This is a genomic window from Streptomyces sp. NBC_01707, assembly GCF_041438805.1.
In the GTDB taxonomy this organism is placed as follows: domain Bacteria; phylum Actinomycetota; class Actinomycetes; order Streptomycetales; family Streptomycetaceae; genus Streptomyces.
This window is the reverse complement of record NZ_CP109190.1, coordinates 2410284-2434128: the sequence shown is the minus strand read 5'-3', so window position 1 is coordinate 2434128 and position 23845 is coordinate 2410284. Positions and strand designations below refer to the sequence as shown.

Genomic DNA, 23845 nt, shown 5'->3' with positions numbered 1-23845 from the left:
CTCACCGAGGCGCAGCCACCGGCGCCGGAGGGGCTCAAGTGTTCGACATCACTGTGCTCGGTAGAGTCCCACGGTGATCATCCGCGCCCTCGCCCGCGTCACGACCGGAAGCGTCCCCGTATGAGCCGCCGCACCCGCAAGGCCACCACGTCCGACCCGGGCGCCCCCCGGCCCACCGTCAGTGTCTGCCGGGGCTGCTGCTGCGGTACGCCGAAGATCCCGGACGTGGACCATGCCGGCCAGCTCGCAGCTCTGCGCCGGTCCCTCGGCGAGATCGCCGTGGTGCGTGCCGTGGAGTGCCTGGACGCCTGCGAGCAGGCCGATGTCATCGTCGTGCAGCCCTCGGCCGAGGGGAGAAGGGCGGGGGGCCGTCCGGTCTGGCTCGGCCTCGTCAACGACCCGGATGCCGTCGCCGACATCATCGCCTGGGTCGAAGCGGGTGGCCCCGGCCTCGCGGACGCCCCCGACATCCTCGACCTCTACACCTTCCGCCCCTCGCGCCGCGTACAGCAGGAACTCGGTCCGTCCTGAGGGCGGTCCCGTGATCCCTGCCGGATCAGCGGGCGGAGGTGCCGCAACTGTCGTCGTGCGCTCGCCGGTGCTCGATCGCCCTCGGAGGCGAGCCCGCCGTCCCCCGCAGGTCAGCCGCTCGCCCCCGCGTCCGCTTCGGCGGACAGCCGCGCGAGCAGTGACGGCAGCGCGGTTCCGATGGGCTCCCGGATCGTCTCCTCGGCCAGTTCGTCGTACGGCGTCGGCTCGGCGTTCACAACGATCAGCCGCGCACCGTACTCCGCCGCGATCCCGGCCAGCGACGCGGCGGGCTGCACCTGCAGCGTCGTACCGACTGCGATGAACACCTCGCACGCCTTCGCGATCGACATCGCCTCGCCCAGCACCACCGGATCGAGCCGCTCACCGAACATGACCGTCGCCGACTTCAGGATGCCGCCGCAGACGGTGCACGCCGGGTCCGCCTCGCCCGCCTCGACCCTGGTGAGTGCCTGAGCCATGGGCGACCGGGCGTGGCATCGGGTGCAGACCACCTCGCGGGCGGTGCCGTGCAGTTCGAGGACCTTGCGGGCGGAGACACCGGCCAGCTGGTGCAGCCCGTCGACGTTCTGCGTGATCACCCGCACCGGAACCCCGGCCCGCTCCAGGTCCGCCACGGCCCGGTGGGCGGCGTTCGGCTCGGCATGCCAGGTGGCGCTGGTGCGGCGCATCTGCCAGGAGCGGCGCCGGATCTCCGGATCGGTCATGTAGAAGTCGTACGTGACGAGCTTCTCGGCCTCGGGGTCCTTCCGCCAGAGGCCGTTCGGCCCGCGGTAGTCGGGGATGCCGGAGTCCGTGGAGATGCCGGCGCCGCTGAGGATCGCGACGAGAGTCATACGGCGAGCGTACGCAGCTGTGGCCGCCGCCCGCGAGGCGTTTTGGCCGCGCTGTCGGTGCCTCCCACGGCCGATGTCACCGTCGGTCCCGATGCGGCACTCGCGGCGGAAGCGATGGTTGCCGCAGGCCCGGGACGCCGTCGAAGCGGACGGTCAGGGGGCGACGGGCCTGCCGTCCTCCAGTTCCACGGCGCCTGATCCGGCGTCGCGCACCTCAAGTGCCGCCCGCACCCGGTCTCCGAGCGAGCCGAGCAGATACTGGTCGAGCGCGACGCGCTCCACCAGCTTCCAGGACAGGAGTTCCTCCTCCTGCAGCCGGATCGCCTTCAACTGGACGTCGTCCAGGACTCCGCCGTCGTACAGATACGCGGCGATCGGCGGACGTGCGGGGCTGCGCGCCCAGTCGACCGCGAGCAGCCGTCCCGGTTCCAGATCGAGCCCGATCTCCTCGGCCGTCTCACGGCGCGCGGCCCGGCGCGGGGTCTCGCCCTCGTCGGACTCGATCGTTCCGCCGGGCAGCGCCCAACCGTCCCGGTAGTTCGGCTCGACGAGCAGGACCCGTCCTTCCGCGTCCTGGAAGACGGTTGCGGCGGCGGCCAGCACCCTGGGCAGTCCCGCGATGTACGTGGCGTAGTCAGTGGTGGTCACGTGCGCAGCGTAGTGGGGGCGCCGGGCCGGCCACCGGAGCCCGGGTCCAGGGCCCGGACACCCATGGGCACAGGGGCCGCGCTCCGGATAGGGTCGGGGCGGCGCGACTGCCTGTTCGAAAGCAAGGGATGCAAGGTGACGGACGGAGCAGTGATGGAGACCGCCCGCGTGCTCGTCGCGGCGGACAAGTTCAAGGGCTCGCTGACCGCGGTACAGGTCGCGGAGCGGGTGACAGCCGGGCTGCGGCGCATCGTCCCCGAGGTGCAGGTCGAGACCCTGCCTGTGGCGGACGGCGGCGACGGCACGGTGGCGGCGGCGGTGGCCGCCGGCTTCGAGCGGCGCGAAGCGCGTGTGACCGGGCCGCGTGGGGAGACCGTGACCGCCGCGTACGCGCTGCGGGACACCACCGCGGTGGTGGAGATGGCCGAGGCGTCAGGCCTCCAGCACCTTCCCGCAGGGGTCTTCGCCCCGCTCACGGCCACCACGTACGGCTCCGGCGAGCTGCTTGCCGCGGCGTTGGACGCCGGCGCCCGGACCATTGTGTTCGGGGTCGGCGGCAGCGCGACGACCGACGGCGGCGCGGGCATGCTGGCCGCGCTCGGCGCCCGCTTCCTGGACGCGGACGGCAAGTCCGTCGGTCCCGGTGGCGGCGGCCTCGCGAAGCTGGCCGAGGCGGATCTGTCCGGCCTCGACCCGCGGCTGGCCGACGTGGACCTGATCCTCGCCAGCGACGTGGACAACCCGCTGACCGGTCCGATGGGCGCGCCGGAGGTATACGGGCGACAGAAGGGCGCGACCGAGGACGACATCGCGACCCTGGACGCGGCGCTCGCCCACTACGCGTCCATCCTGGGACCGGACCACGCGAAGCTCCCCGGAGCGGGTGCGGCGGGCGGCATCGGCTACGGGGCGCTGGTAGCGCTCGGTGCCCGGTTCCGCCCCGGCATCGAGGTCATGCTCGACGTACTCGGCTTCGCTCCGGCCCTGGCCCGTGCCACGCTGGTGATCACGGGCGAGGGTTCCCTCGACGAGCAGACCCTGCACGGCAAGGCCCCGGCAGGGGTCGCGGCGGCGGCCCGCGCGGCGGGACTGGAGGTGGTGGCGGTCTGCGGCCGCCTGGCACTGCCTCCGGAGGCGCTGGGCAGGGCCGGTATCCGGCGCGCGTACGCCCTCACGGAGCTGGAGCCGGACCCGGCCGTGTGCATGGCACAGGCGGGCCCGCTGCTGGAGCGGGTGGCGGAAGGGATCGCCCGCGACTTCCTGTCGTGAGCTGAGCTGAGCTGAGTAGAGTCGGATCGAGCCGGGACGGGCCTTGGCCCGCCCGGAACGTCCGACCGGTTGCCGGACGGGTCCGAACCCGTCCGGCGACCGGTCGCGTCGTCAGCTGGTGTACGCCTCCAGTTCCGAGAGCTGACCCGCGGGCCACCCCGTGTTCGCGGTGAAGGTCAGCCGCAGATAGCGGGCCGACGTGCCGGGCAGAGTGACCGTCGCGGTATTGCCGTGGGCCGGGTCGAAGACATAGTCGGCCGACCCCTTGAGCGAGCTGTACGAGGAGTTGTCGGCGCTGCCCGACACGCTCAGCGTCTGCGTGCGGGTCGCCCATGCCGTCGCCGGGGGCAGTTTCAGGACCACGCGTTTGACGGCCCGGGGAGCGCCCAGGTCCACGGTGATGGTCTGCGGGAAGGCGTGGTTGGTGCTCTCCCAGTAGCTGCTCGCATTGCCGTCCACGGCGTTGGCGGCACCATAGACGTCCGCGTGCCCCGACTCGGTGACCGGCCGGCCCAGCGCAAGGTTGCCGGGATCGCTCGGTGGGTCGGTGGGCGGGTCGGTCGGATCGGTCGGGTCGGTGCCGCCCCCCGGCACCCCGCCGTTGGTCCACACCGGGTCCGGCCAGGTGCCGGTGCAGGCCGGCGGGTCGGCGTACCAGCCGGAGTTTCCGCTGCCTCGGGTGATCTGGAAGCCACTGCCGACACAGTTGTGGATCGGGTTCGACTGGGCGATGTGCGTGGCGACGACATCGGTGAACGTGGCCGTCCCCGGAGCCTGGATCTGCAGGGCGTAGGTACCCGCGCCGTCGATCCTGACGTTGTCGAAATGCAGCCCGTTGGTGGCCCCCTCGATCAGATGGATCGCGGCGTACGAGCTGTCGAGCACCTCGGTGTCGGTGATGTTGATCGTGGCGTTGATGGGTTCGTTGAGTCCGCTGAACCAGATCGCGCCGACCCCGAATCGCCAGTTGAAGTCGTTGTTCCCGGTACGGATCAGAGTGTTCCGGGCGGCTGTCGTGATACCGGAGACCGCAGTGCCCTGACCCGAATTCACCCCGGGATAGCGATTGGCGACATGAAGGCCGCCGCCATTGGTGATCGTGTCGGACATGACGTTGTCGGAGATGGTGATGTCCTTGCCGCCGTACGTCACGATGTTGTTCGCGAGGATCGGCAGGATCACGGTGTTGAACGTGAACTTGTTCTTCACATTCGGTACGTTCTCCGCCCACATCGCCAGGCCGTCGTCACCGGTGTTGCGGACGAATGTGTTGGTGACGGTGGAGTTCGTGACGCCGTAGTGGAAATTCACGCCGTCGGCGGTCTGGTCGAGAATGCGGCTGTTCTTGACCGTGAAATTGTCCATCGGCCCGTCCATCCAGGCGCCGCACTTGGTGTGCTGCATCCAGATGTTGTCGACGACCGAATTGGACATCGCTCCGCCGATGGCGTTGACCTGGTCGTTGTCCACCCGTTCACGGATGTCGCCGATGATGGCGAAGTCCTTGAGGGTGACATTGCTGCTGCCGCCGTCCGCGGCGTACTTGCCGTAGACACCGACCGCCTTGCTGCGGTTCGACGGATCGCGCCCGGTCAGCACGCTGTACCAGGGACCGGCCCCGCGCAGTGTCACCTTGTCGACGACGATGTGATCGCGGACCTGGAAGGTTCCCTGCGGGATGTACACCTCCTTGCCCTGGGCCCGGCCGGCGTCGACGGCCGCCTGGATCCTGCCGGTGGAGTCGGTGGCACCCGTCGGGTCGGCGCCGAAGTCGCCCACCACGTCCAGCGCCCCCGACGGCCTGCCGACCGGGGCGTCGACCTGCTCGAAGTCGGCCAGGTCGATGGTGAACGTGGGCGATGCGGCGGTGGAGGAGACCTGGAGCCGCACCTTCGTGCCGATGGGGAGCGTCGACCCGAACATGGTCCGGGCCTCGTCGTAGAAGTGGTGTGGGTTGGTGTCGCCCGGGTTGTTGTTGAACGGGTAACCGCCGTAGTACCAGCCGTACTTCGATGTGACCGGGACGCTCTTCGGCGCCCCGCCGCTCACGCGCACGTCGATGGAGGCGTCCCGGCCCGTTCCGTCCGGACTGTCCGGCAGGGAGTAGCGGAAGGACATCGCGTTCGCCGGGGCGGTGAGGGTGAACTCCACGTACTCGCCGACGGCGTCCAGCGTCACGGCCTGCCGGCCGGAGGCCTCGGAGGGCAGCGTGCCGTACAGCCGGTTCGGCCCGATCAGCGTGCCGTTCGTGGCCGCGTACTCGGCTTCCTGTTCCTTGAACGGAACGGTCGCACCGCGGCCGGGGACCGCGAGGGGGGAGGGCGCGGGGACACCCGCGGCCCGGGCGGGCGGGGCGCTGGACAGTACGACCGCGGCGGCGGTGCCGAACGCGGCGAGGGCCAGGGAGAGGGAGGCGGACAGAGAGCGTCTGAGCAGGAGGCGTTTCGGTGGTGGGGTCACGTGATCGTCGTCCTTGCGGCTCGTGGGGGCTCTTCGGACGCCCCACAGGCTAGGAGCGGACCGCAAGGACGTCCATGCTGTTTGCAAAATATCGCTATGATCACTCAAAATTAAGACTTTGTTCGGGGGACTTTGCGAAGAACATCCAGAAAAATCGTTGTGCGAAGCGGTGGTCTCCAGCTGCCGCGCGGAATGTTTCGCCTCCAGGCGTCCGACGCGGCGCCCTTCCGACGCAAAAGACTCACATGGTGTTGGAAGATGTCATTCATCGCCGTGGGCGGGTCCACCGGGTGCGCTGCAGTGCCGCCGGGGCGCATCCTGACTGTGTGACCTGGTACGGCGCTACCCGGCACAGTCCGCAGGATGAAGGTGGGTCCGTGCCCGGGGCGGTGAGAGGCAGCCTGAACGGCGGCCGGGTGCCGGGCGAACTGTCCCTGGTGCTCGCGCAGGCCGCAGTGAGCGCGGTCGAGTCCGCCGACGGGTACGCAGGCGGCGTATATCTGCGCTCCGGGAACCCTGAACTGCTGCGGCTCGCGGTGCTTGCCGGCCTGCCGGGTCGACTGTTCCGCCCCTGGTGGCGCATGCATGTGAACCGGCCCTTCCCGGTGTGTGAGTCCTACCGCTCGCACCGGTCGATCCTGCTTCCCGACGCCGAGGAGGCCATGCGCCGGTTCCCGCAGTTGATGGCCGGCCTGCCGTTCCCGTTCGGTTCGCTGTTCGTGCCCGTCGGCGGCGGCCACGAGAAGTTCGGGGTCCTGGCGGTGCTGCGCCCGGCCACTCCCGGGAAGCCGATATCGCGGGCCCACCGGCACAGCCTTCAGAAGGTGGCCCACCAGCTCGGCTCCGACCTCGCGGAGCTGGCGGGCGAGGGCACCCAGGTCGTGTGGGACGGCGAGCCGGTACCCGTCCAGCTGCCCTCGGCCTCCGGTCCACCGGTCAGGATCGGACACTTCGAGTGGGACCTGGACACCGGCGCCGTCGAAGCCGACCGGGAGCTGTGCGCGATCCTCGCCACGGAGCACGCACAGTTCGGGGGCACCATCGACGCGCTGACTGCGCTACTGGCCCCGGAGGACGTGTGCGGGCTGTGCGCCGTCGCCCGCCGGGCGGCCGGATCGTCGGGCCCGGTCGTACGCCGGTTGCGGCTGCGCGGCCCCGACGGCCGGACGAACCTCCTCGAACTCTCCAGCCGCCGGACCCGACCGCCCGGTGACGGCGCGGCCGGTCGTCTCACCGGCTTCCTCGTCGACCTCGGTGCCGGGGCGGTCGTCGCGGAGGCGGCCGACCGGCTCCCGCGCGGCATCTTCTCGCTCGACCGGCTCGGACGGATCACCTACGTCAACGATCTCGCGGAGGAGCTGCTCGACCGGGCACGCGCCGACCTGGTCGGCCGCGTCGTGTGGGAGGTCCTGCCGTGGTTCGGACACCCCGCGTACGACGACGATCACCGGGCCGCGCTGCTCTCCCACGACCCGGTGCACTTCCTCGCGAGGCGCGCCGACGACGACTGGCTGTCCGTGTCCCTGTACCCGGGCCACGACGGAGTGACGGTCACGCTCGCCGCCACGGAACCGGCCTACACGCCGGGGTCCGTCGTCACACCCGGCGTGGGGATCGGCTCCCCGGCCGACCGGGCGTCCGCGCTCTACCGGCCGGTCGCCCTCGCCATCGCGCTGACGGAGGCCGTCACGGCACGCCAGGTCTCGGTGGTGGTCACGGAGGAGCTGCTGCCCGCGTTCGGCGGCAGGCAACTGGCGATCTACCTGCTGAACGAGCGGCACCTCTACCTGGCCTGGGAGACCGGCTTCCCGAAGGGCTTCCTGGACCGTTTCGACGGCGTGTCCCTCACCGCCCACCTGCCCGGCGTCGAGACGCTCACCACCGGCCGCCCGATCTTCTTCGAGTCCATGCAGCATCTGGCCGCCGCCTACCCCGGCATCCCCCTGGACGCCGACGTCGGCGCCCGCGCCTTCCTGCCGCTGATCGCCTCCGGTCGGCCCGTCGGCTCCTGCATCCTCGGCTTCGACCACCCGCGCGGTTTCACCCCCGAGGAACGCACGGTCCTCACCGCGCTCGCCGGCCTCATCGCCCAGTCCCTCCAGCGGGCCCAGCGGTACGACACGGAATCCGCCCTGGCCCGCGGCCTGCAGAACGCCCTGCTGCCGCACCGGCTGCCCGTACTCGAGCACGTCGAGACCGCCGGGCGGTATCTCGCCGGCACCCAGGGCATGGACGTCGGGGGCGACTGGTACGACGTCATCGAGACGGAGCGCGGACTGGCCCTGGTCATCGGGGACGTCCAGGGGCACGGAGTCGCCGCCGCCGCGACCATGGGCCAACTACGGAGCGCGGTAAGGGCTTTCGCCCTCAGCGGGCATGATCCGCAGGAGGTGGTGAGCGGCACCAACCGGCTGCTCATCGACCTCGACCCCGGCCAGATCGCCAGCTGCTGCTACGTCGTCCTCGACCCCGTCACCGGCCGCACCCAGGCGGTCCGCGCCGGGCACCCGCAGCCCTTGCTCCGCCACCCCGACCACACGACCGAGGTCCTGGACCTGCCGGGCGGCATCGTGCTCGGTGTCGCCCCCCGTGCCTCCTACCCGGTCAACGACCTCCTCCTGGACCCCGGCGCGATCCTGACGCTGTTCACCGACGGACTGGTCGAGCACACAGGGACCGACATCGATCTGGGCATCGAGCGGCTGCGCTCCACGATCGAGCGAGCAGACCTGCCGTCGCTCGCCGACATGGCGGATCTGGTGATCCGGGAGGCGAAGCAGGAGTCCGACCGGCCCGACGACATCGCGCTCCTGCTCGCCGCCCGCTGGGAGGCGTAGCGGTCGCCGGGCAGACCCGCGGAGCCGGCCGGGAGAGCGCACTCCCGACCGGCTCTGTGACGTCGGCGTCCGCCGAACGATGATCGCGAAGACCGCACCGGGAAGGTGCGCCACCACGACATGCAGGAGGGCCCGGGTGCTGGGGAAGCACCCGGGCCCTCGTACGTCTTGTGCTGTACCGCTAGGGCAGCTGAGCCGCCCGTGCCTCGCGCCGGTTGTCGCGGAAGGTGTTCACCCGCCGCGCCGTCGCGAAGAGCGGGATGACCGCGCCCAGGACCACCTGCAGCGCGCAGCCGGTCTGGAGGAGCAGCTGACCACCGGGGGCGTCGAACGCCCAGGCGGCGAGCAGTCCCATGGCGCCGACGATCCAGCTGAGCATCGCCACCGCGAGGACACCCCGCGGCTTCGGGTACTCGACCCGGCTGACCATCAGCCACGCCACTCCGACGATCGCGAGCAGCGTCGGTACGAAGGGCAGCTCCAGGAGGACGATCGAGACGACCGTGAGCGCTCCGAAGGGGCTCGGCATGCCCTGGAACATGCCGTCCTTCATGGTCACACAGGAGAATCTGGCCAGTCTCAGCACCACGGCCAGCAGCACGACGATCGCCGCGAGCGCCGACACCCTCTGGTGCGCGTCGTCCGCGACCATGCCGTACACGAGTACGAAGTACGCCGGGGCGAGGCCGAAGCTGATCAGGTCCGAGAGGTTGTCCAGCTCCGCGCCCATCGGCGAGCTGCGGAGCTTGCGCGCCACCAGCCCGTCGAAGAGGTCGAAGACCGCGGCGAGGAGCATCAGGATCACGGCGGTGGCCGCCGAGTGCCGGGCCATGCCGCTCTCGTCGCTGCCCGTGAGGTGCGGGATGAGGATCCCCGTGGTGGTGAAGTACACCGCCATGAAACCGCACGTGGCATTACCGAGAGTGAGGGTGTCCGCTATCGACAGCCGCAGAGACAGCGGCATGTCCTCGACGTCGTCCTCGGACTCGGCCTCCGGCACCCAGCCGGCCTGTGTGTCGGGATCAATCACGGTCAATTCGAGTCACCCCCGCGGTGGTGGCCTGGCCGACCTCGACCGCGACATCGATACCTTCCGGAAGGTAGATGTCGACCCGGGAGCCGAAGCGGATCAGGCCGATGCGCTCGCCCTGCTCCACCTTCGTGCCCTGCGGGATGTACGGGACGATGCGACGGGCAACCGCACCCGCGATCTGCACCATCTCGATGTCACCGAGCTCGGTGTCGAAGTGCCAGACAACGCGCTCGTTGTTCTCGCTCTCCTTGTTGAACGCCGGGACGAACCCACCAGGGATGTGCTCGACCGATGTCACCGTGCCCGCCAGAGGCGCACGGTTGACGTGGACATTCAGCGGGCTCATGAAGATCGCGACGCGGGTGCGCCCGTCCTTCCACGGCATGATGCTCTGCACCACGCCGTCGGCCGGAGAGATGACTCGGCCCTGGGTGATCTCGCGCTCGGGGTCGCGGAAGAACCACAGCATGCCCGCCGCGAGTGCGGTGGTGGGCACGGCCACGGCGGCCCAGCGTCCGGACTTGCGGGCCCGGGTGAGGCTGAGCGCCGCGGTGGCGACGGTCGGGAGGAGCCACGGCGAAGCTCCGCGCGCAAGGCGGACTCCGCCGCGTGATGCAGAGGTTTGGCTGTCGGGCATGGATGACCTTCGTAGCGGATGATGCCGCGCTGGCAACGGGGGACGGCGGCTTTTCCGGCGATGCTATCGGTTGCGGGCCGCAACTGGGCAAGCCAGCAGCCGAGTCGGACGGCTGGAAGGCACCGGCTGAGGATGACAGGGTGTGATCTTCTTCGCGGCTAAATCACCTCGAAGGGGACAATCAGCCCTGGAACCGGTACTCCTCGAGGAGTCGGCGCCCAATGATCATTTTCTGGATTTCGGCGGTACCTTCACCGATCAACAGCATCGGGGCCTCCCGGTAGAGGCGCTCGATCTCGTACTCCTTGGAGAAGCCGTAACCGCCGTGGATGCGGAAGGCGTCCTCGACGACTTCCTTGCAGTATTCGGAGGCGAGGTACTTCGCCATCCCTGCCTCCAGGTCGTTTCGTTCCCCGGAGTCCTTTTTGCGCGCTGCATTCACCATCATCGCATGCGCCGCTTCGACCTTGGTGGCCATTTCGGCCAGCTTGAACTGGATCGCCTGGTGCTGGGCGATCGGCTTTCCGAAGGTGTGGCGTTGCTGAGCGTAGGAAACGCCCAGTTCGAATGCACGCTGAGCGACGCCGCAACCACGCGCGGCCACATTCACCCGGCCGACCTCGACACCGTCCATCATTTGGTAAAACCCTCGGCCGGTGGTGCCGCCTAGTACACGATTGGCCGGAATGCGCAGTCCGTCCATGATGAGTTCCGTCGTGTCGACGCCCTTGTAACCCATCTTGTCGATCTTCCCGGGAATGGTGAGCCCCGGACGGACCTCACCGAAGCCCGGCTCCTTCTCGACCAGGAAGGTCGTCATCGACTTGTGCGGGGCCGTCCCCTCGGGGTGGCCTTCGTCACTTCGGCACAGCACGGCGACGAGCGAGGACGTGCCGCCGTTCGTCAGCCACATCTTCTGGCCGTTCAGGACGTACTCGTCGCCGTCCCTGACGCCCTTGGAGGTGATGGCCGAGACGTCGGAGCCCAGCGCCGGCTCGGACATCGAGAACGCGCCCCGGACCTCGCCCAGCGCCATCCGCGGCAGGAACGTGTCCTTCTGCTCCTGGGTGCCGTGCTGCTTGAGCATGTACGCCACGATGAAGTGCGTGTTGATGATTCCCGACACGCTCATCCAGCCGCGTGCGATCTCCTCGACGCAGAGCGCGTATGTGAGAAGCGACTCACCCAGGCCGCCGTACTCCTCGGGGATCATCAGCCCGAACAGACCCAGTTCCTTGAGCCCCTCGACGATCTCCGTCGGGTACTCGTCGCGGTGCTCCAACTGGGTCGCGACCGGAATGATCTCCTTGTCGACGAAATCCCGGACCGTGGAGAGGATTTCCTGCTGGATGTCGTTCAGGCCGGCGGTCTGGGCGAGTCGCGTCATGGCTACTTCTCCACGTTCTTCTGCGAAGGCTGGTTCAGCTCCGGGCGGCCGGGCTGCTCGCCGCCGCGCTCCTTGATGTACGTCTCGGTGGGGACCATCACCTTGCGGCGGAACACGCAGACGAGCGTCCCGTCCTGCTTGTAGCCCTTGGTCTCCACGTAGACGATTCCGCGGTCACTCTTGGACTTTGACGGAGTCTTGTCGAGGACGGTCGTCTCGCCGTAGATCGTGTCGCCGTGGAAGGTCGGCGCGACATGCTTCAGGGATTCGACCTCCAGGTTGGCGATCGCCTTCCCGGAGACGTCGGGGACGGACATGCCGAGCAACAGCGAGTAGATGTAGTTGCCGACTACAACGTTCTTCCCGAAATCGGTCGTCTTTTCCGCGTAGTTGCTGTCCATGTGCAGCGGGTGGTGATTCATGGTGAGCAGACAGAAAAGGTGGTCGTCGTACTCCGTGACCGTCTTTCCGGGCCAGTGCTTGTACACCGCACCGACCTCGAACTCCTCATAGGTGCGTCCGAACTGCATGGTCAGGCCTCCGGAGCTTCGAACTTGGAGGTGCGCTGCATGCCGGCCGCGCGGCCCTTGCCCGCGATGACCAGGGCCATCTTCCGGCTGGCCTCGTCGATCATCTCGTCGCCGAGCATCGCCGAACCCTTCTTGCCGCCCGCCTCCGAGGTGCACCACTCGTACGCGTCGAGGATCAGCTCGGCGTGGTCGTAGTCCTCCTGCGACGGCGAGAACACCTCGTTGGCCGCGTCGACCTGGCCGGGGTGCAGTACCCACTTGCCGTCGAAGCCCAGCGCCGCCGCACGGCCGGCGACCTCGCGGTAGGCGTCCACGTCACGGATCTGCAGGAAGGGACCGTCGATCGCCTGGAGGTCGTACGTACGGGCCGCCATCAGGATGCGCATGAGGATGTAGTGGTAGGCGTCCGCACCGTAGCCGGGCGGCTGCTGGCCGACGACCAGGGTCTTCATGTTGATCGACGCCATGAAGTCGGCCGGGCCGAAGATCAGCGTCTCCAGACGCGGTGAGGCGGCGGCGATGTCGTCGATGTTCACCAGGCCCTTGGCGTTCTCGATCTGCGCCTCGATGCCGATCCTGCCGACCTCGAAGCCCATGGTCTTCTCGATCTGGGTGAGCAGCAGATCGAGGGCGACGACCTGCTGGGCGTCCTGGACCTTCGGCAGCATGATGCAGTCGAGGTTCTGGCCGGCACCCTCGACCACCGTGATCACATCGCGGTACGTCCAGTGCGTCGTCCAGTCGTTGACGCGCACGACCCGGGTCTTGCCCGTCCAGTCGCCGTTGTTCAGCGCGTCGACGATGTGGTGCCGGGCGCCTTCCTTGGCGAGCGGGGCGCAGGCGTCCTCGAGGTCCAGGAAGACCTGGTCGGCCGGGAGGCCCTGGGCCTTCTCCAGGAACCGCGGGTTCGAGCCCGGCACGGCCAGGCAGGAGCGACGCGGACGCAGACGGTTCACAGGCTGGGTCATGCGGGGACCTCCAGAGGGTCGAGCTTGTTCGCTTTCCGGATCTCGTCGACGATACGGCCGATGATCTCCGTGATGCCGAAGTCCTTCGGGGTGAATACTGCGGCGACGCCCGCATCGATCAGCGCGGTGGCGTCGGCGGGCGGAATGATCCCGCCAGCGATGACGGGTATGTCGTTGGCGCCGGCCTCACGCAGCCGGTTCAGCACGTCCGGCACCAGCTCGGCGTGCGAGCCGGACAGGATCGACAGACCGACGCAGTGCACGTCCTCGGCCAGCGCGGCCGAGACGATCTGTTCGGGGGTCAGCCTGATCCCCTGGTACACGACCTCGAACCCGGCGTCACGGGCGCGTACGGCAATCTGCTCGGCGCCGTTGGAGTGCCCGTCCAGGCCCGGCTTGCCGACCAGCAGCCGCAGCCGTCCGGTGCCGAGGTCGCCGGCGGTGCGGGCGACCTTCTCGCGGACCAGGGCGAGCGGCGTGCCCGCCTCCGCGGTCACCGCGACCGGCGCGGACGACACGCCCGTCGGGGCCCGGAACTCGCCGAACACATCGCGCAGCGCCCACGACCATTCGCCGGTGGTGACACCCGCGCGGGCGCACTCCACGGTCGCTTCCATCATGTTGTCGGTGCCGGCCGCGGCCTTCTTCAGCGCCGCCAGCGCCTCGGAGGCGCGGGCCTCGTCACGGTTGTCGCGCCACTCGTGGAGCGCCGCGACCACCCTGGCCTCGTTGGCCGGGTCGACCGTCATGATGGCGCCGTCGAGGTCCGAGGTGAGCGGGTTCGGCTCGGTCGTCTCGTAGATGTTGACGCCGACGATCTTCTCCTCGCCGCCCTCGATCCGGGCCCGCCGTTGCGCGTGCGAGGAGACCAGCTCCGACTTCAGGTAGCCGGACTCGACGGCCGCCATGGCCCCGCCCATCTGCTGGATCCGGTCGATCTCCGCGAGCGACTCGGTGACCAGGGCGTCCACCTTGGCCTCGATCACATGCGACCCGGCGAAGATGTCCTCGTACTCCAGCAGATCGCTCTCGTGCGCGAGGACCTGCTGGATCCGAAGCGACCACTGCTGGTCCCAGGGCCGCGGGAGTCCCAGCGCCTCGTTCCAGGCGGGCAGCTGGACGGCCCGGGCGCGGGCGTCCTTGGAGAGCGTGACCGCCAGCATCTCCAGGACGATGCGCTGGACGTTGTTCTCCGGCTGCGCCTCGGTCAGCCCGAGGGAGTTGACCTGGACGCCGTAGCGGAACCGGCGCTGCTTGGCGTCGGTGATGCCGTACCGCTCGCGGGTGACCTGGTCCCAGATGCGGCCGAAGGCGCGCATCTTGCACATCTCCTCGATGAAGCGGACGCCCGCGTTCACGAAGAAGGAGATGCGGGCGACGACATCGCCGAACTTCTCCTCGGGCACCTGCCCGGAGTCGCGGACCGCGTCGAGCACGGCGATTGCCGTCGACATGGCGTACGCGATCTCCTGGACCGGAGTGGCCCCCGCCTCCTGCAGGTGATAGCTGCAGATGTTGATCGGATTCCACTTCGGTATGTGGTTGACCGTGTACGTGATCATGTCGGTGGTCAGCCGCAGCGAGGGACCGGGCGGGAAGACATGCGTCCCGCGCGAGAGGTACTCCTTGACGATGTCGTTCTGCGTCGTGCCCTGGAGCTTCGCTGCGTCGGCGCCCTGCTCCTCGGCGACCACCTGATAGAGCGCCAGCAGCCACATCGCGGTGGCGTTGATCGTCATCGAGGTGTTCATCTGCTCGAGCGGGATGTCCTGGAACAGCCGCCGCATGTCGCCGAGGTGCGAGACGGGCACGCCGACCCGCCCGACCTCGCCGCGGGCGAGGATGTGGTCGGGGTCGTAACCCGTCTGGGTCGGCAGGTCGAACGCGACCGACAGACCGGTCTGGCCCTTGGCGAGGTTGCGCCGGTAGAGCTCGTTGGACGCCTCGGCGGTCGAGTGACCGGCGTACGTCCTCATGAGCCACGGGCGGTCCTTCTGACGGCCACTCATGTCAGATGTCCCGGAAGCGATTGATGGCGTCGATGTGCTGCTCGCGGAGCTCCTCGTTGCGCACACCCAGACCCTCGCGCGGGGCCAGCGCCAGAACGCCGACCTTGCCCTGGTGAAGGTTGCGGTGCACGTCGTAGGCGGCCTGGCCGGTCTCCTCCAGGGAGTAGACCTTCGACAGCGTGGGGTGGATCTTGCCCTTGGCGATCAGCCGGTTGGCCTCCCACGCCTCGCGGTAGTTCGCGAAGTGCGAGCCCACGATCTTCTTCAGCGACATCCACAGGTAGCGGTTGTCGTACTCGTGGTTGTAGCCCGACGTCGACGCGCAGGTGACGATCGTGCCGCCCTTGCGGGTCACGTACACCGAGGCACCGAACGTCTCGCGGCCCGGGTGCTCGAAGACGATGTCCACGTCCTCGCCGCCGGTCAGCTCGCGGATGCGCTTGCCGAACCGCTTCCACTCGCGCGGGTCCTGGTTGTGCTCGTCCTTCCAGAACTTGTAGTCCTCGGCGTTGCGGTCGATGATCGCCTCGGCGCCCATCTTCCGGCAGATGTCCGCCTTCTGCTCGCTGGAGACGACGCAGATCGGGTTGGCGCCGCCGGCCAGCGCGAACTGCGTGGCGTATGAACCGAGTCCGCCGCTGGCACCCCAGATCAGCACGTTGTCGCCCTGCTTCATGCCGGCGCCGTTGCGCGAGACGAGCTGGCGGTACGCGGTGGAGTTGACCAGGCCGGGAGCGGCGGCCTCCTCCCAGCTGAGGTGCTGCGGCTTCGGCATCAGCTGGTTGGACTTGACGAGCGCGATCTCGGCGAGGCCGCCGAAGTTGGTCTCGAAGCCCCAGATCCGCTGCTCGGGGTCGAGCATCGTGTCGTTGTGGCCGTCCGAGGACTCCAGTTCGACCGAGAGGCAGTGCGCGACGACCTCGTCGCCGGGGTGCCAGGCGTTGACGCCGGGGCCGGTGCGCAGGACGACGCCCGCCAGGTCGGAGCCGATGACGTGATGCGGCAGGTCGTGGCGCTTGGTGAGCTCGCTGAGCCTTCCGTAGCGCTCCAGGAAGCCGAAGGTGGACATCGGCTCGAAGATCGAGGTCCAGACCGAGTTGTAGTTCACCGAGCTGGCCATGACGGCGACCAGCGCCTCGCCGGGCCCGAGCTCGGGCACCGGGACGTCGTCGACGTGCAGCGACTTGCGGGGGTCCTTGTCGCGGGTGTCGAGCCCGGCGAACATCTCCGTCTCGTCCTTGTGCACGGTCACCGCGCGGTACGACTCGGGGATGGACAGGGCCGCGAAATCTGCGGCGGTGCTGTCCTGCGATTGGATCGCGTCCAGGATTTCCTTCACGGTGTGCCTCCGAGATGGTGTCTCCCCGGCTCGACCGGGGCCGAGTGCTCGGGGAATGCGTCGAGGGACGCCTGAGGGTCCCTGCCAACGGGGGTGCGGTGCGTTGTGGAGGTGCTGCCGTCGGTTCGGCTGGTAAGGCTTCGGCCTGCTCTGGTGGAGCAGAAGGGTTTGCCTGTGACGCAGGCGTCCGGGCGCGCAGGCACATGGCTTGCGGGGACAGCCGGCGTACGTGAGGTCTCTGCACGCCGGCCGCCCGGACAACTTCAACGTATGGCACTCCGTGACACCTGGCAAGGCACTGCGTGCCAACAATTTCTCTCACATGTCATCCGCCCGGCACGCATGAGCGACATGAGAGGTGGTTCGGGGTGTTCCGTCCCGCTCGGTGCCGTCAGGACTTGCGTCGGTAGACGTACGGCGTGGTGCTGCTCAGCGCGGTGAAACCGAGCCGCTGGAGGATCGGACGGCTCTGTTCGGTCGCGTCGACCTGCAGATATGTGTAGCCACGCTCGGTGGCGATCGCGGCACGGAAGGCCACCAGCGCTCGGTAGATGCCCTTCCCGCGCCACGGCTCTACGGTCCCGCCGCCCCAGAGTCCCGCGAAGCCGGTGCCCGGGTACAGCTCCATGCGGGCCGAGCTCACCGGCTCGTCGCCCACCATCGCCAGGACCCCGACGAAGCTGTCCGGGGCCTCGGAGAGCCGGGCCAGCACCTGATGGCGCAGCCGCGACCAGTCCGAGCCGAACGCCCGCTCATGGGCCCGGGCCATCAGCTCCACATCGGCCGCGTCGGTCACCGTACGCAGTCGGACGCCATCGGGGAGCTCCACCGCGGTCGGAAGGTCCGCGACCGGGGCGACCAACAGGGTCTCCGGTTCCTCCGCGACGAAGCCGGCCGCCCGCAGCCGCTGCCCCAGGTCCGCCGGCCGGTCGTGCGCGTACAGTTTCCACTCGAACTCGTCGAGGCCGAGCTCGGTGAAGCGCTCCACCTGGGCCGCGATCGCCGCATCCGCCCGGGCGGCGTCCAGATCCGGCGCCGACCAGACGACGCCGTTCCAGTCGGAGGCCGCGCCGACCTGACGTACGACATCCGCGGTGCGCTCGATCCGGACACCGGGGCCGTCGGGTCGGGCCTGCTCGCGCATCTCGTGGTCGAAGAGGGACAGCAGGGCGTCGTGATCATGAGTCATGGGCCCACCACAACACCGGCGGGTCCGGGCCGCAACCAGTTTCGGCGCCCGAGCACGCGGATGCCGGACGGGCTCGGAAGCGAGCCCGTCCGGCATGCGGGGTGTCGTCGGAGCGGTTCGGCCAACAGGCCCCCGCTCAGTGGTCCTTGAGCGCCTGCTGGATCGTGCGCATCACTTCGTCGAGCGGTGCGTCGGTGCGCGCCACTGCGACCAGCACCTCGCCCTCCGTGCTCACCGAAGCGGCGGCCGGCGGGGACGCGGGCTCGGTCCCGGCGATCCGGCCCGCGCCGATCCCGGTCCCGAACGTGTCCCGGACGATCGCGAACGCGTGGTCGAGCTGTGCCTCCACGTCGCCCTGGCCGCCCGCCCGCAGCCAGCGGCGCAGCACATGGTTGTGCGCGGTGACGACGGCGGACGCCGCGACCTCCGCCAGCAGCGGATCGTCATTGCCGACATGGTGGTCGCGCTCGTCGAAATGGCCCAGGAGATAGCGCGTGAACAGCCGCTCGTAGCGGGCCACCGAGGCGATCTCGGCCTCCCGCAGGGTGGGGACCTCGCGGGTCAGCTTGTAGCGGGCCACGGAGACCGCAGGCTTGGCCGCGTACATCTTCATGACTTCCTTGATGCCGCGGCAGACGGTGTCGAGCGGGTGCTCGTGCGCGGGGGCGGCATTGAGGACGGCCTCGGCCCGGACGAGGGTGTCGTCATGGTCCGGGAAGATCGCCTCTTCCTTGGAGCGGAAGTGCCGGAAGAAGGTCCGCCGGGCGACGCCCGCGGCGCCCGCGATCTCGTCGACCGTCGTCGCCTCGTACCCCTTCGTGGCGAAGAGCTCCATCGCTGCGGCGGCCAGTTCACGGCGCATCTTGAGCCGTTGGGCGGCGGCGCGCGTGCCTGCGGCACTCTCCGGGGCGTCGGGTGCGGTGGAGACACGGGGGGACCTGGCGGGCTGGGACATGGTGTGAACGTACTGCATCGGCGCAGGAGAGCGCGCCTGCGGGGGCGGGCCGCCGGGCGGCGCCTCCCACGCCGAAGGCGGTGGTGGCGGGTCGAGGAGCCCTCCCCAGCCGGCGCCCGGCCCGGGAACCGGCGGGGAGCCGGCGGAGCGCTCCCGCCCGGCCGGAGACCTCGCCGGCCGGGCGGGAGCCCGCCGTCCCTCAGCGCCGGGCATATTCGCGGAAGCCACGCCCCGTCTTGCGGCCGAGGCAGCCGGCGGCCACCAGGTGCTCCAGCAGTGGCGCCGGGGCCAGGCCCGGGTCGCGGAACTCGCTGTGCAGCACCTTCTCGATGGCGAGCGAGACATCGAGCCCGACGACGTCGAGGAGCTCGAACGGGCCCATCGGGTAACCGCCGCCCAGCTTCATCGCGGCGTCGATGTCGTCGAGGGTCGCGTAGTGCTCCCCGACCATCTTGATCGCGTTGTTGAGGTACGGGAACAGCAGCGCGTTCACGATGAAGCCGGCCCGGTCCCCGCAGTCCACCGGGTGCTTGCGGATCTTCCCGCACACCTCACGGACGGTGGCGTGGACGTCGTCGTCCGTGAGCACCGTACGGACCACCTCGACCAGCTTCATCGCGGGCGCCGGGTTGAAGAAGTGCATCCCGATGACGTCCTGCGGACGCGAGGTGGCCCGTGCGCACGCCACGACCGGCAGCGACGACGTGGTGGTGGCGAGGACCGCACCCGGCTTGCAGACCTTGTCCAGCGTGGTGAACAGCTGCTGCTTGACCGCCAGGTCCTCGGCGACCGCCTCGACCGCGAGATCGACGTCTTCGAACGAGTCCAGCGAACCGGCCGCGGTGACGCGGGCGAGGGTCTCGTCCCGGGCCTCGGCCGTCAGCCGCCCCTTGGTGACGGAACGCTCCAGCGACTTGGCGATCCGGCCCTTGGCCGTGTCGGCCTTCTCCTGGCTGCGCGCGGCGAGCACCACGTCGTAACCGGCCTTCGCGAAGACCTCAGCGATGCCCGAGGCCATCGTGCCGGAACCGGCGACACCCACGGACCGCACGGTGCGTCCGGTCGCCGCTCCACCGCTCTCCAGCGGCGTCTTCGTGTCCGGCACCACGGTCTGGCCGCCCGGCGCAGCGTACGTGTAGAAGCCGCGGCCCGACTTGCGGCCGGTCAGCCCGGCCTCGCTGAGCTGCTTGAGGATCGGCGCCGGGGCGTGCAGCCGGTCGTGCGACTCGGAGTACATCGCCTCCAGGACGGTACGGGCGGTGTCGACCCCGATCAGGTCGAGCAGCGCGAGCGGGCCCATCGGCAGCCCGCAGCCCAGCTTCATGGCCGCGTCGATGTCCTCACGGGAGGCGTAGCTCGCCTCGTACATCGCGGCGGCCTGGTTCAGGTAGCCGAACAGCAGCCCGTCGGCGACGAACCCGGGCCGGTCTCCCACCGCGACCGGCTCCTTGCCCAGCTCACGGGCGAGCGCGGTGACCGCCTCGACGGCCGGCGGCGCCGTCAGCACCGAGGAGACCACCTCGACCAGCTTCATCGCGGGCGCCGGGTTGAAGAAGTGCAGACCGAGCACGCGCTCGGGGTGCTGCGACTCGGCGGCCAGCCGGGTCACCGAGAGGGCGTTGGTGCCGGTCGCCAGGATCGCGGAGGGGGAGGTGATCGCGTCGAGCTCCCGGAAGAGCTGCTGCTTGATCTCGTACGACTCGGGCACGACCTCGATGACGAGCTGCGCGTCCGCGGCGGCCTGCAGATCGGAGAAGGTACGGAACCGGGCGAGGACATCGTGCCGCTCGCCCTCGGTGATCCGCCCCTTCTGCACGGCGCGGGCGGTGGAGGCTTCGAGGGCGGCAACGGCCTGACGCGCGGCCGCCTCGCTGATGTCGATACCGATGACCTCGCGACCGGCCCGGGCGAGGACCTCGGCGATGCCGGTGCCCATGGTGCCGAGGCCGACGACGGCGATGGTGGAGAGCGGGATGTCCATCACGGGACTCCAGGGATGAGTGACGACTGTGTGGGCGCACGACGCGCACGGATCTGGTGGGGCCGAGGGGCCCGACCGACGCATGGCGTGCGGGAATTGCGTGTCGTGGTGCTCAGGGCCGGGGGTGTACCGAACACACCCGGACCCGGGATGGGGTGACGGACTCTGTCCCGGAGTCACGTCGCGCAAAGCTGCCGAACCGACAAGCACTCCGGGTGGCTGCGTCACCAGGCCACTGGAGTCGGCGGGGAGTGTGTCCCGCTCATATGAGGTTAACCGGCGAGTAACGAGCGCGCCAGTCCCGAGTTGTTGTGTGCCCGCTCACACTCGTCGTGTCCGCCGATACGCTGACGGTCATGGACGAGGAGTTCCGGTCGCTGGCCGACCGGCTGGGGGACGAGGCGGGGGAGTCGGCGGCGTACCGCAGGCTGCTCGCCACCGACGACGACGAGGAGCTGGCGCAGGTCCTCGTCGAACGCGAACGCCCGCTCTGGGCGCGCGAGATCGCCGCGTTCCGGCTCGGCTGCGGCGGCGACAGACGGGCCTTCGAGGCGCTGATCCTGTTGCTGAACCACCGCGACCCGGAGCGCTGCGTCTCCGCCGCCCATGCCCTGGTGTGCCTCGGCGACCCACGTACGTCCCGGGCCGCCGCCGCCCTCGCGACCAACACGCTGCGCACCGCCTACGCCCTGCACCCGGTACGGCTGCTCACCGCGCTGCGGGCCCCCGAGTCCGTCCCGACGCTGATCAGCACCCTGGAACGGCTGCTGGCACCGGACGAGCCGCACTGGCGGGTCGCGCTGGCCTGTGTGGAAGGGCTGGGGCAGCTCGGCGACGCGCAGGCCCGCCCGGTCCTGCGGGCGGCGTTGCCGCACCCGAGGCTCGGCGGCGCGGCCGAGGAGGCGATCAGTCGGCTGCCGACGGGCTGAGAGTACGTACGTAACGCACCTCGGGCACCAGGACGCCGCCGACCTGGAACGGCTCCTCGGCGCCGTCCGGGGCGAAGCCCGCACGCTCGTAGAAACGGCGGGCCGGCGCGTTCTCCTTGAGGACCCAGAGCGACAGATCGGGGAACCCGTCCGCTGCGGAGCGCGCCAGGATCTCAGCCATCAGGGCGCGACCGACCCCGGTCCCGCGCTGCTCGGGCAGCACATAGATGGCGTACAGCTCGGCGCGGGCGAGCCGCCTGCCGTCCGCGCGGTACGGGCCGTAGCAGGCCCAGCCGATCACACCCGGGCCCGGCCGCTCGGCCACCACATTGACGACCGTGTTGCGTTCGGCGAAGAAGCCGCGCCGCCGCTGCGCGTCCTCGGCGATGTCCATCGCGTCCAGATACGCCTGCGGGATCAGCCCGGTGTACGCGGCCTGCCAGCCGCGCACCCGGATTGTCGCGACAGCCTCGCAGTCCTCGATGGCCATGGCTCTGACGGACAGGTCGGGGGCGTACGCGGAGGTGGGCCGTGTCGTCATACGGACCATGGTGGCGTACGCCCCCGAGAGCGTGCGATCGGGTCACCGGGTCCGTGGTCCGGCCCCCTCCCCTCAGCCGCGGAAGCCGAGCATCCCGTGCAGTACGGCGCCTCCGTCCGCCGTCGCGCTCCGCAGCGTCTTGGCCGATGTCCCGGCGGCCGGCGGCTCCGGGTCGGGAGACTTCGGGCAGACCGCGTCCGTGTCGGCGCCGCTGCCGTTGCCGCGCGGGACGGTGCCCTTGTCGAGGTAGTCCACCAAGTACCGGTCCAGACACTTGTTGCCGCTCAGCGTGATGCCGTGGTTGCCGCCGCCCTGTTCGACGACCAGGCTGGAGCCGCGGAGTCTGCGGTGCATGGTGACTCCGCCCTCGTACGGCGTGGCCGCGTCCTCCGTGGCCTGGAAGAGCAGCGCCGGCGGGAGTGCGTCGTTGGAGACCTGCACCGGGCTGAGCGGCGCCACCGGCCAGGATGCGCACGGTGCGTTGTACCAGGTGTTGTTCCAGGTGTAGAAGGGTGCCTTGCCGTGCACCTTCCAGCTGTCACTGCGCCAGGTGTTCCAGTCGCGCGTCCACTCGGCGTCGTGGCACTGCACGGCCGCGTAGACCGAGTAGCCGTTGTCGCCCTTGTCGTCGACGGCGCCGAGCTTCTTGTATGCGCGGACCAGCGCGTCCTGGTCCTTGTGGTTCACGTACGCGGCGAACGCATCGGCCAGGTAGGGCCAGTACCCGTTGTTGTAGCCGCCCGGCAGGAACGTGTCCTGCAGCTCGCTCATACCGACCGTCCCGCCCGCGGGTTCCTTCCTGACCGCTTCGCTCATCCCGTACCAGGCGGCCTCGACCTTCGCCGGATCGCTGCCGAGTCCGTACGTCGAGTCGTGCTTCGCGATCCAGGCTGCGAAGGCCTTCTGGCGGGCGTCGAACGCGTAGTCCTGACCGATGTTGTCGTCGTACCAGACCCCGTCCGGGTCGACGTTCGAGTCGAGCACCAGACGCCGCACCCGCTGCGGGAAGAGCTTGGCGTACACCGCGCCCAGATAGGTGCCGTACGAATATCCGAAGTAGTTGATCTGCGGGGAGCCGAGGGCCTGCCGGATCACATCGAGATCCTTGGCGGTGCTCACCGTGTCCATGTACGGCAGCAGATCCGGGTACTTCGCGCCGCACGCGGCGGCGAAGGACGCGGCGCGGTCCCGGTTGGCCTGCTCGGTCCGGAGGTCCAGCGGCACCGGGTCGGGGCGCCGCGGCCCGAAGTATTTCGGTACGCAGTTCAGGGCCGGTGAACTCTTCCCGACCCCGCGCGGGTCGAACCCGATCACGTCGTACTGCGCGGCTGTCTCCTTCGGCAGCGAGGCCGCCACGAAGCCGGCCATCGCCAGCCCGCTGCCGCCGGGGCCGCCGGGGTTGACGAGCAGAGGGCCCTGCGAGGCCTTCGCGGTGTGCGGGATCCGTGACAGGGCGAGGGTGATGCTCCTGCCCGACGGATCGTCATGATTGAGCGGGGTGCGCACGGTTGAGCACTGCAGCGTCGGATACGACTTCGTGGCGCAGCCGGTCCATGTGAGCTGCGCGGCAGACGGCGCGACTCCGTCGGCTGCCGCCGGGGACGGAACACCGGTCATCAGACCGGCGACTGTCGCACCGACAGCGAACAGAATTCCTGAACGATTCGTCATATGGCCTCCCGTGGTGGAGGGAACGCGGCTGCGGGTGGGTGCAGCCCCCGCGGCATGCTCCCCACATTCGGACACGG

General features: G+C 69.7%; 19 protein-coding genes. 4 read left to right on the top strand and 15 right to left on the bottom strand.

Annotation, left to right across the window (positions count from 1 at the left end; genetic code table 11):
- Positions 1 to 120: 120 nt before the first annotated feature.
- Entirely contained in the window at positions 121 to 531 is a 411-nt protein-coding gene (locus OG963_RS10955) for a (2Fe-2S) ferredoxin domain-containing protein (protein WP_093776009.1), read from the top strand.
- 110 nt (positions 532 to 641) lie between these two features.
- Here OG963_RS10955 and OG963_RS10950 read toward each other — a convergent pair whose 3' ends face one another.
- Positions 642 to 1385, bottom strand: coding sequence for a Sir2 family NAD-dependent protein deacetylase (locus tag OG963_RS10950; RefSeq protein WP_093776011.1), 744 nt, complete (start codon positions 1383 to 1385; stop codon positions 642 to 644).
- Between the two features lie 153 nt (positions 1386 to 1538).
- On the bottom strand, positions 1539 to 2033 hold the full coding sequence (locus OG963_RS10945; protein ID WP_093776013.1) for an NUDIX hydrolase: 495 nt from the start codon (positions 2031 to 2033) through the stop codon (positions 1539 to 1541).
- Between the two features lie 153 nt (positions 2034 to 2186).
- Here OG963_RS10945 and OG963_RS10940 point away from each other — a divergent pair, with 153 nt between their 5' ends.
- Positions 2187 to 3302, top strand: coding sequence for a glycerate kinase (locus tag OG963_RS10940; protein ID WP_371800281.1), 1116 nt, complete (start codon positions 2187 to 2189; stop codon positions 3300 to 3302).
- A gap of 111 nt (positions 3303 to 3413) precedes the next feature.
- Here the strand turns inward: OG963_RS10940 and OG963_RS10935 are convergent, their stop codons facing one another.
- On the bottom strand, positions 3414 to 5762 hold the full coding sequence (locus OG963_RS10935) for a discoidin domain-containing protein (RefSeq protein ID WP_093930189.1): 2349 nt from the start codon (positions 5760 to 5762) through the stop codon (positions 3414 to 3416).
- Positions 5763 to 6178: 416 nt separating this feature from the next.
- Between OG963_RS10935 and OG963_RS10930 the strand changes: the two genes are divergently transcribed.
- Positions 6179 to 8599 (top strand): SpoIIE family protein phosphatase, encoded by a 2421-nt coding sequence (locus OG963_RS10930; protein ID WP_256223647.1) that lies wholly within the window; start codon positions 6179 to 6181, stop codon positions 8597 to 8599.
- Positions 8600 to 8780: 181 nt separating this feature from the next.
- Here the strand turns inward: OG963_RS10930 and pssA are convergent, their stop codons facing one another.
- The 10 genes from pssA to OG963_RS10880 all read right to left on the bottom strand — a co-directional run bounded on the left by pssA (position 8781) and on the right by OG963_RS10880 (position 20627).
- Positions 8781 to 9599, bottom strand: a complete 819-nt coding sequence (gene pssA / locus OG963_RS10925; protein ID WP_176902275.1) for a CDP-diacylglycerol--serine O-phosphatidyltransferase — start codon at positions 9597 to 9599, stop codon at positions 8781 to 8783.
- 22 nt (positions 9600 to 9621) lie between these two features.
- Positions 9622 to 10269 (bottom strand): phosphatidylserine decarboxylase, encoded by a 648-nt coding sequence (locus OG963_RS10920; RefSeq protein ID WP_030916556.1) that lies wholly within the window; start codon positions 10267 to 10269, stop codon positions 9622 to 9624.
- A 181-nt stretch (positions 10270 to 10450) separates the two neighbouring features.
- Positions 10451 to 11656, bottom strand: coding sequence for an acyl-CoA dehydrogenase family protein (locus OG963_RS10915; RefSeq protein WP_030916553.1), 1206 nt, complete (start codon positions 11654 to 11656; stop codon positions 10451 to 10453).
- A 2-nt stretch (positions 11657 to 11658) separates the two neighbouring features.
- The gene (locus OG963_RS10910; protein ID WP_030916550.1) at positions 11659 to 12186 is read right to left on the bottom strand and encodes a MaoC family dehydratase; all 528 of its coding nucleotides are present in this window, start codon (positions 12184 to 12186) and stop codon (positions 11659 to 11661) included.
- A gap of 2 nt (positions 12187 to 12188) precedes the next feature.
- Positions 12189 to 13154: a CoA ester lyase gene (locus OG963_RS10905; protein WP_030916547.1), complete on the bottom strand. Its 966-nt coding sequence runs from the start codon at positions 13152 to 13154 to the stop codon at positions 12189 to 12191.
- Complete coding sequence (locus OG963_RS10900; protein WP_093930190.1) at positions 13151 to 15163, bottom strand: protein meaA; 2013 nt, start codon at positions 15161 to 15163, stop codon at positions 13151 to 13153. Before OG963_RS10900 ends, OG963_RS10905 begins: the two co-directional genes overlap by 4 nt.
- A gap of 1 nt (position 15164) precedes the next feature.
- Positions 15165 to 16502: a crotonyl-CoA carboxylase/reductase gene (gene ccrA / locus OG963_RS10895; RefSeq protein ID WP_371798824.1), complete on the bottom strand. Its 1338-nt coding sequence runs from the start codon at positions 16500 to 16502 to the stop codon at positions 15165 to 15167.
- Positions 16503 to 16893: 391 nt separating this feature from the next.
- Positions 16894 to 17691: a GNAT family N-acetyltransferase gene (locus OG963_RS10890; protein ID WP_093776027.1), complete on the bottom strand. Its 798-nt coding sequence runs from the start codon at positions 17689 to 17691 to the stop codon at positions 16894 to 16896.
- A 136-nt stretch (positions 17692 to 17827) separates the two neighbouring features.
- Positions 17828 to 18646 carry a TetR family transcriptional regulator gene (locus OG963_RS10885; RefSeq protein ID WP_093776216.1) on the bottom strand — a complete coding sequence of 273 codons (819 nt, stop codon included), beginning with the start codon at positions 18644 to 18646 and terminating at the stop codon, positions 17828 to 17830.
- Positions 18647 to 18845: 199 nt separating this feature from the next.
- Entirely contained in the window at positions 18846 to 20627 is a 1782-nt protein-coding gene (locus tag OG963_RS10880; RefSeq protein WP_093776029.1) for a 3-hydroxyacyl-CoA dehydrogenase family protein, read from the bottom strand.
- A 356-nt stretch (positions 20628 to 20983) separates the two neighbouring features.
- Here OG963_RS10880 and OG963_RS10875 point away from each other — a divergent pair, with 356 nt between their 5' ends.
- Positions 20984 to 21556 (top strand): adenylosuccinate lyase, encoded by a 573-nt coding sequence (locus tag OG963_RS10875; protein ID WP_093776218.1) that lies wholly within the window; start codon positions 20984 to 20986, stop codon positions 21554 to 21556.
- Here the strand turns inward: OG963_RS10875 and OG963_RS10870 are convergent.
- Both OG963_RS10870 and OG963_RS10865 read right to left on the bottom strand, forming a co-directional pair.
- A complete protein-coding gene (locus OG963_RS10870; protein ID WP_256223631.1) occupies positions 21534 to 22097 on the bottom strand; it encodes a GNAT family N-acetyltransferase in 564 nt (187 codons plus the stop codon). The two genes, OG963_RS10875 and OG963_RS10870, sit on opposite strands and share 23 nt — an antisense overlap.
- Before the next feature lie 72 nt (positions 22098 to 22169).
- Positions 22170 to 23768 (bottom strand): alpha/beta hydrolase, encoded by a 1599-nt coding sequence (locus OG963_RS10865; protein WP_093930191.1) that lies wholly within the window; start codon positions 23766 to 23768, stop codon positions 22170 to 22172.
- Positions 23769 to 23845: the final 77 nt, after the last annotated feature.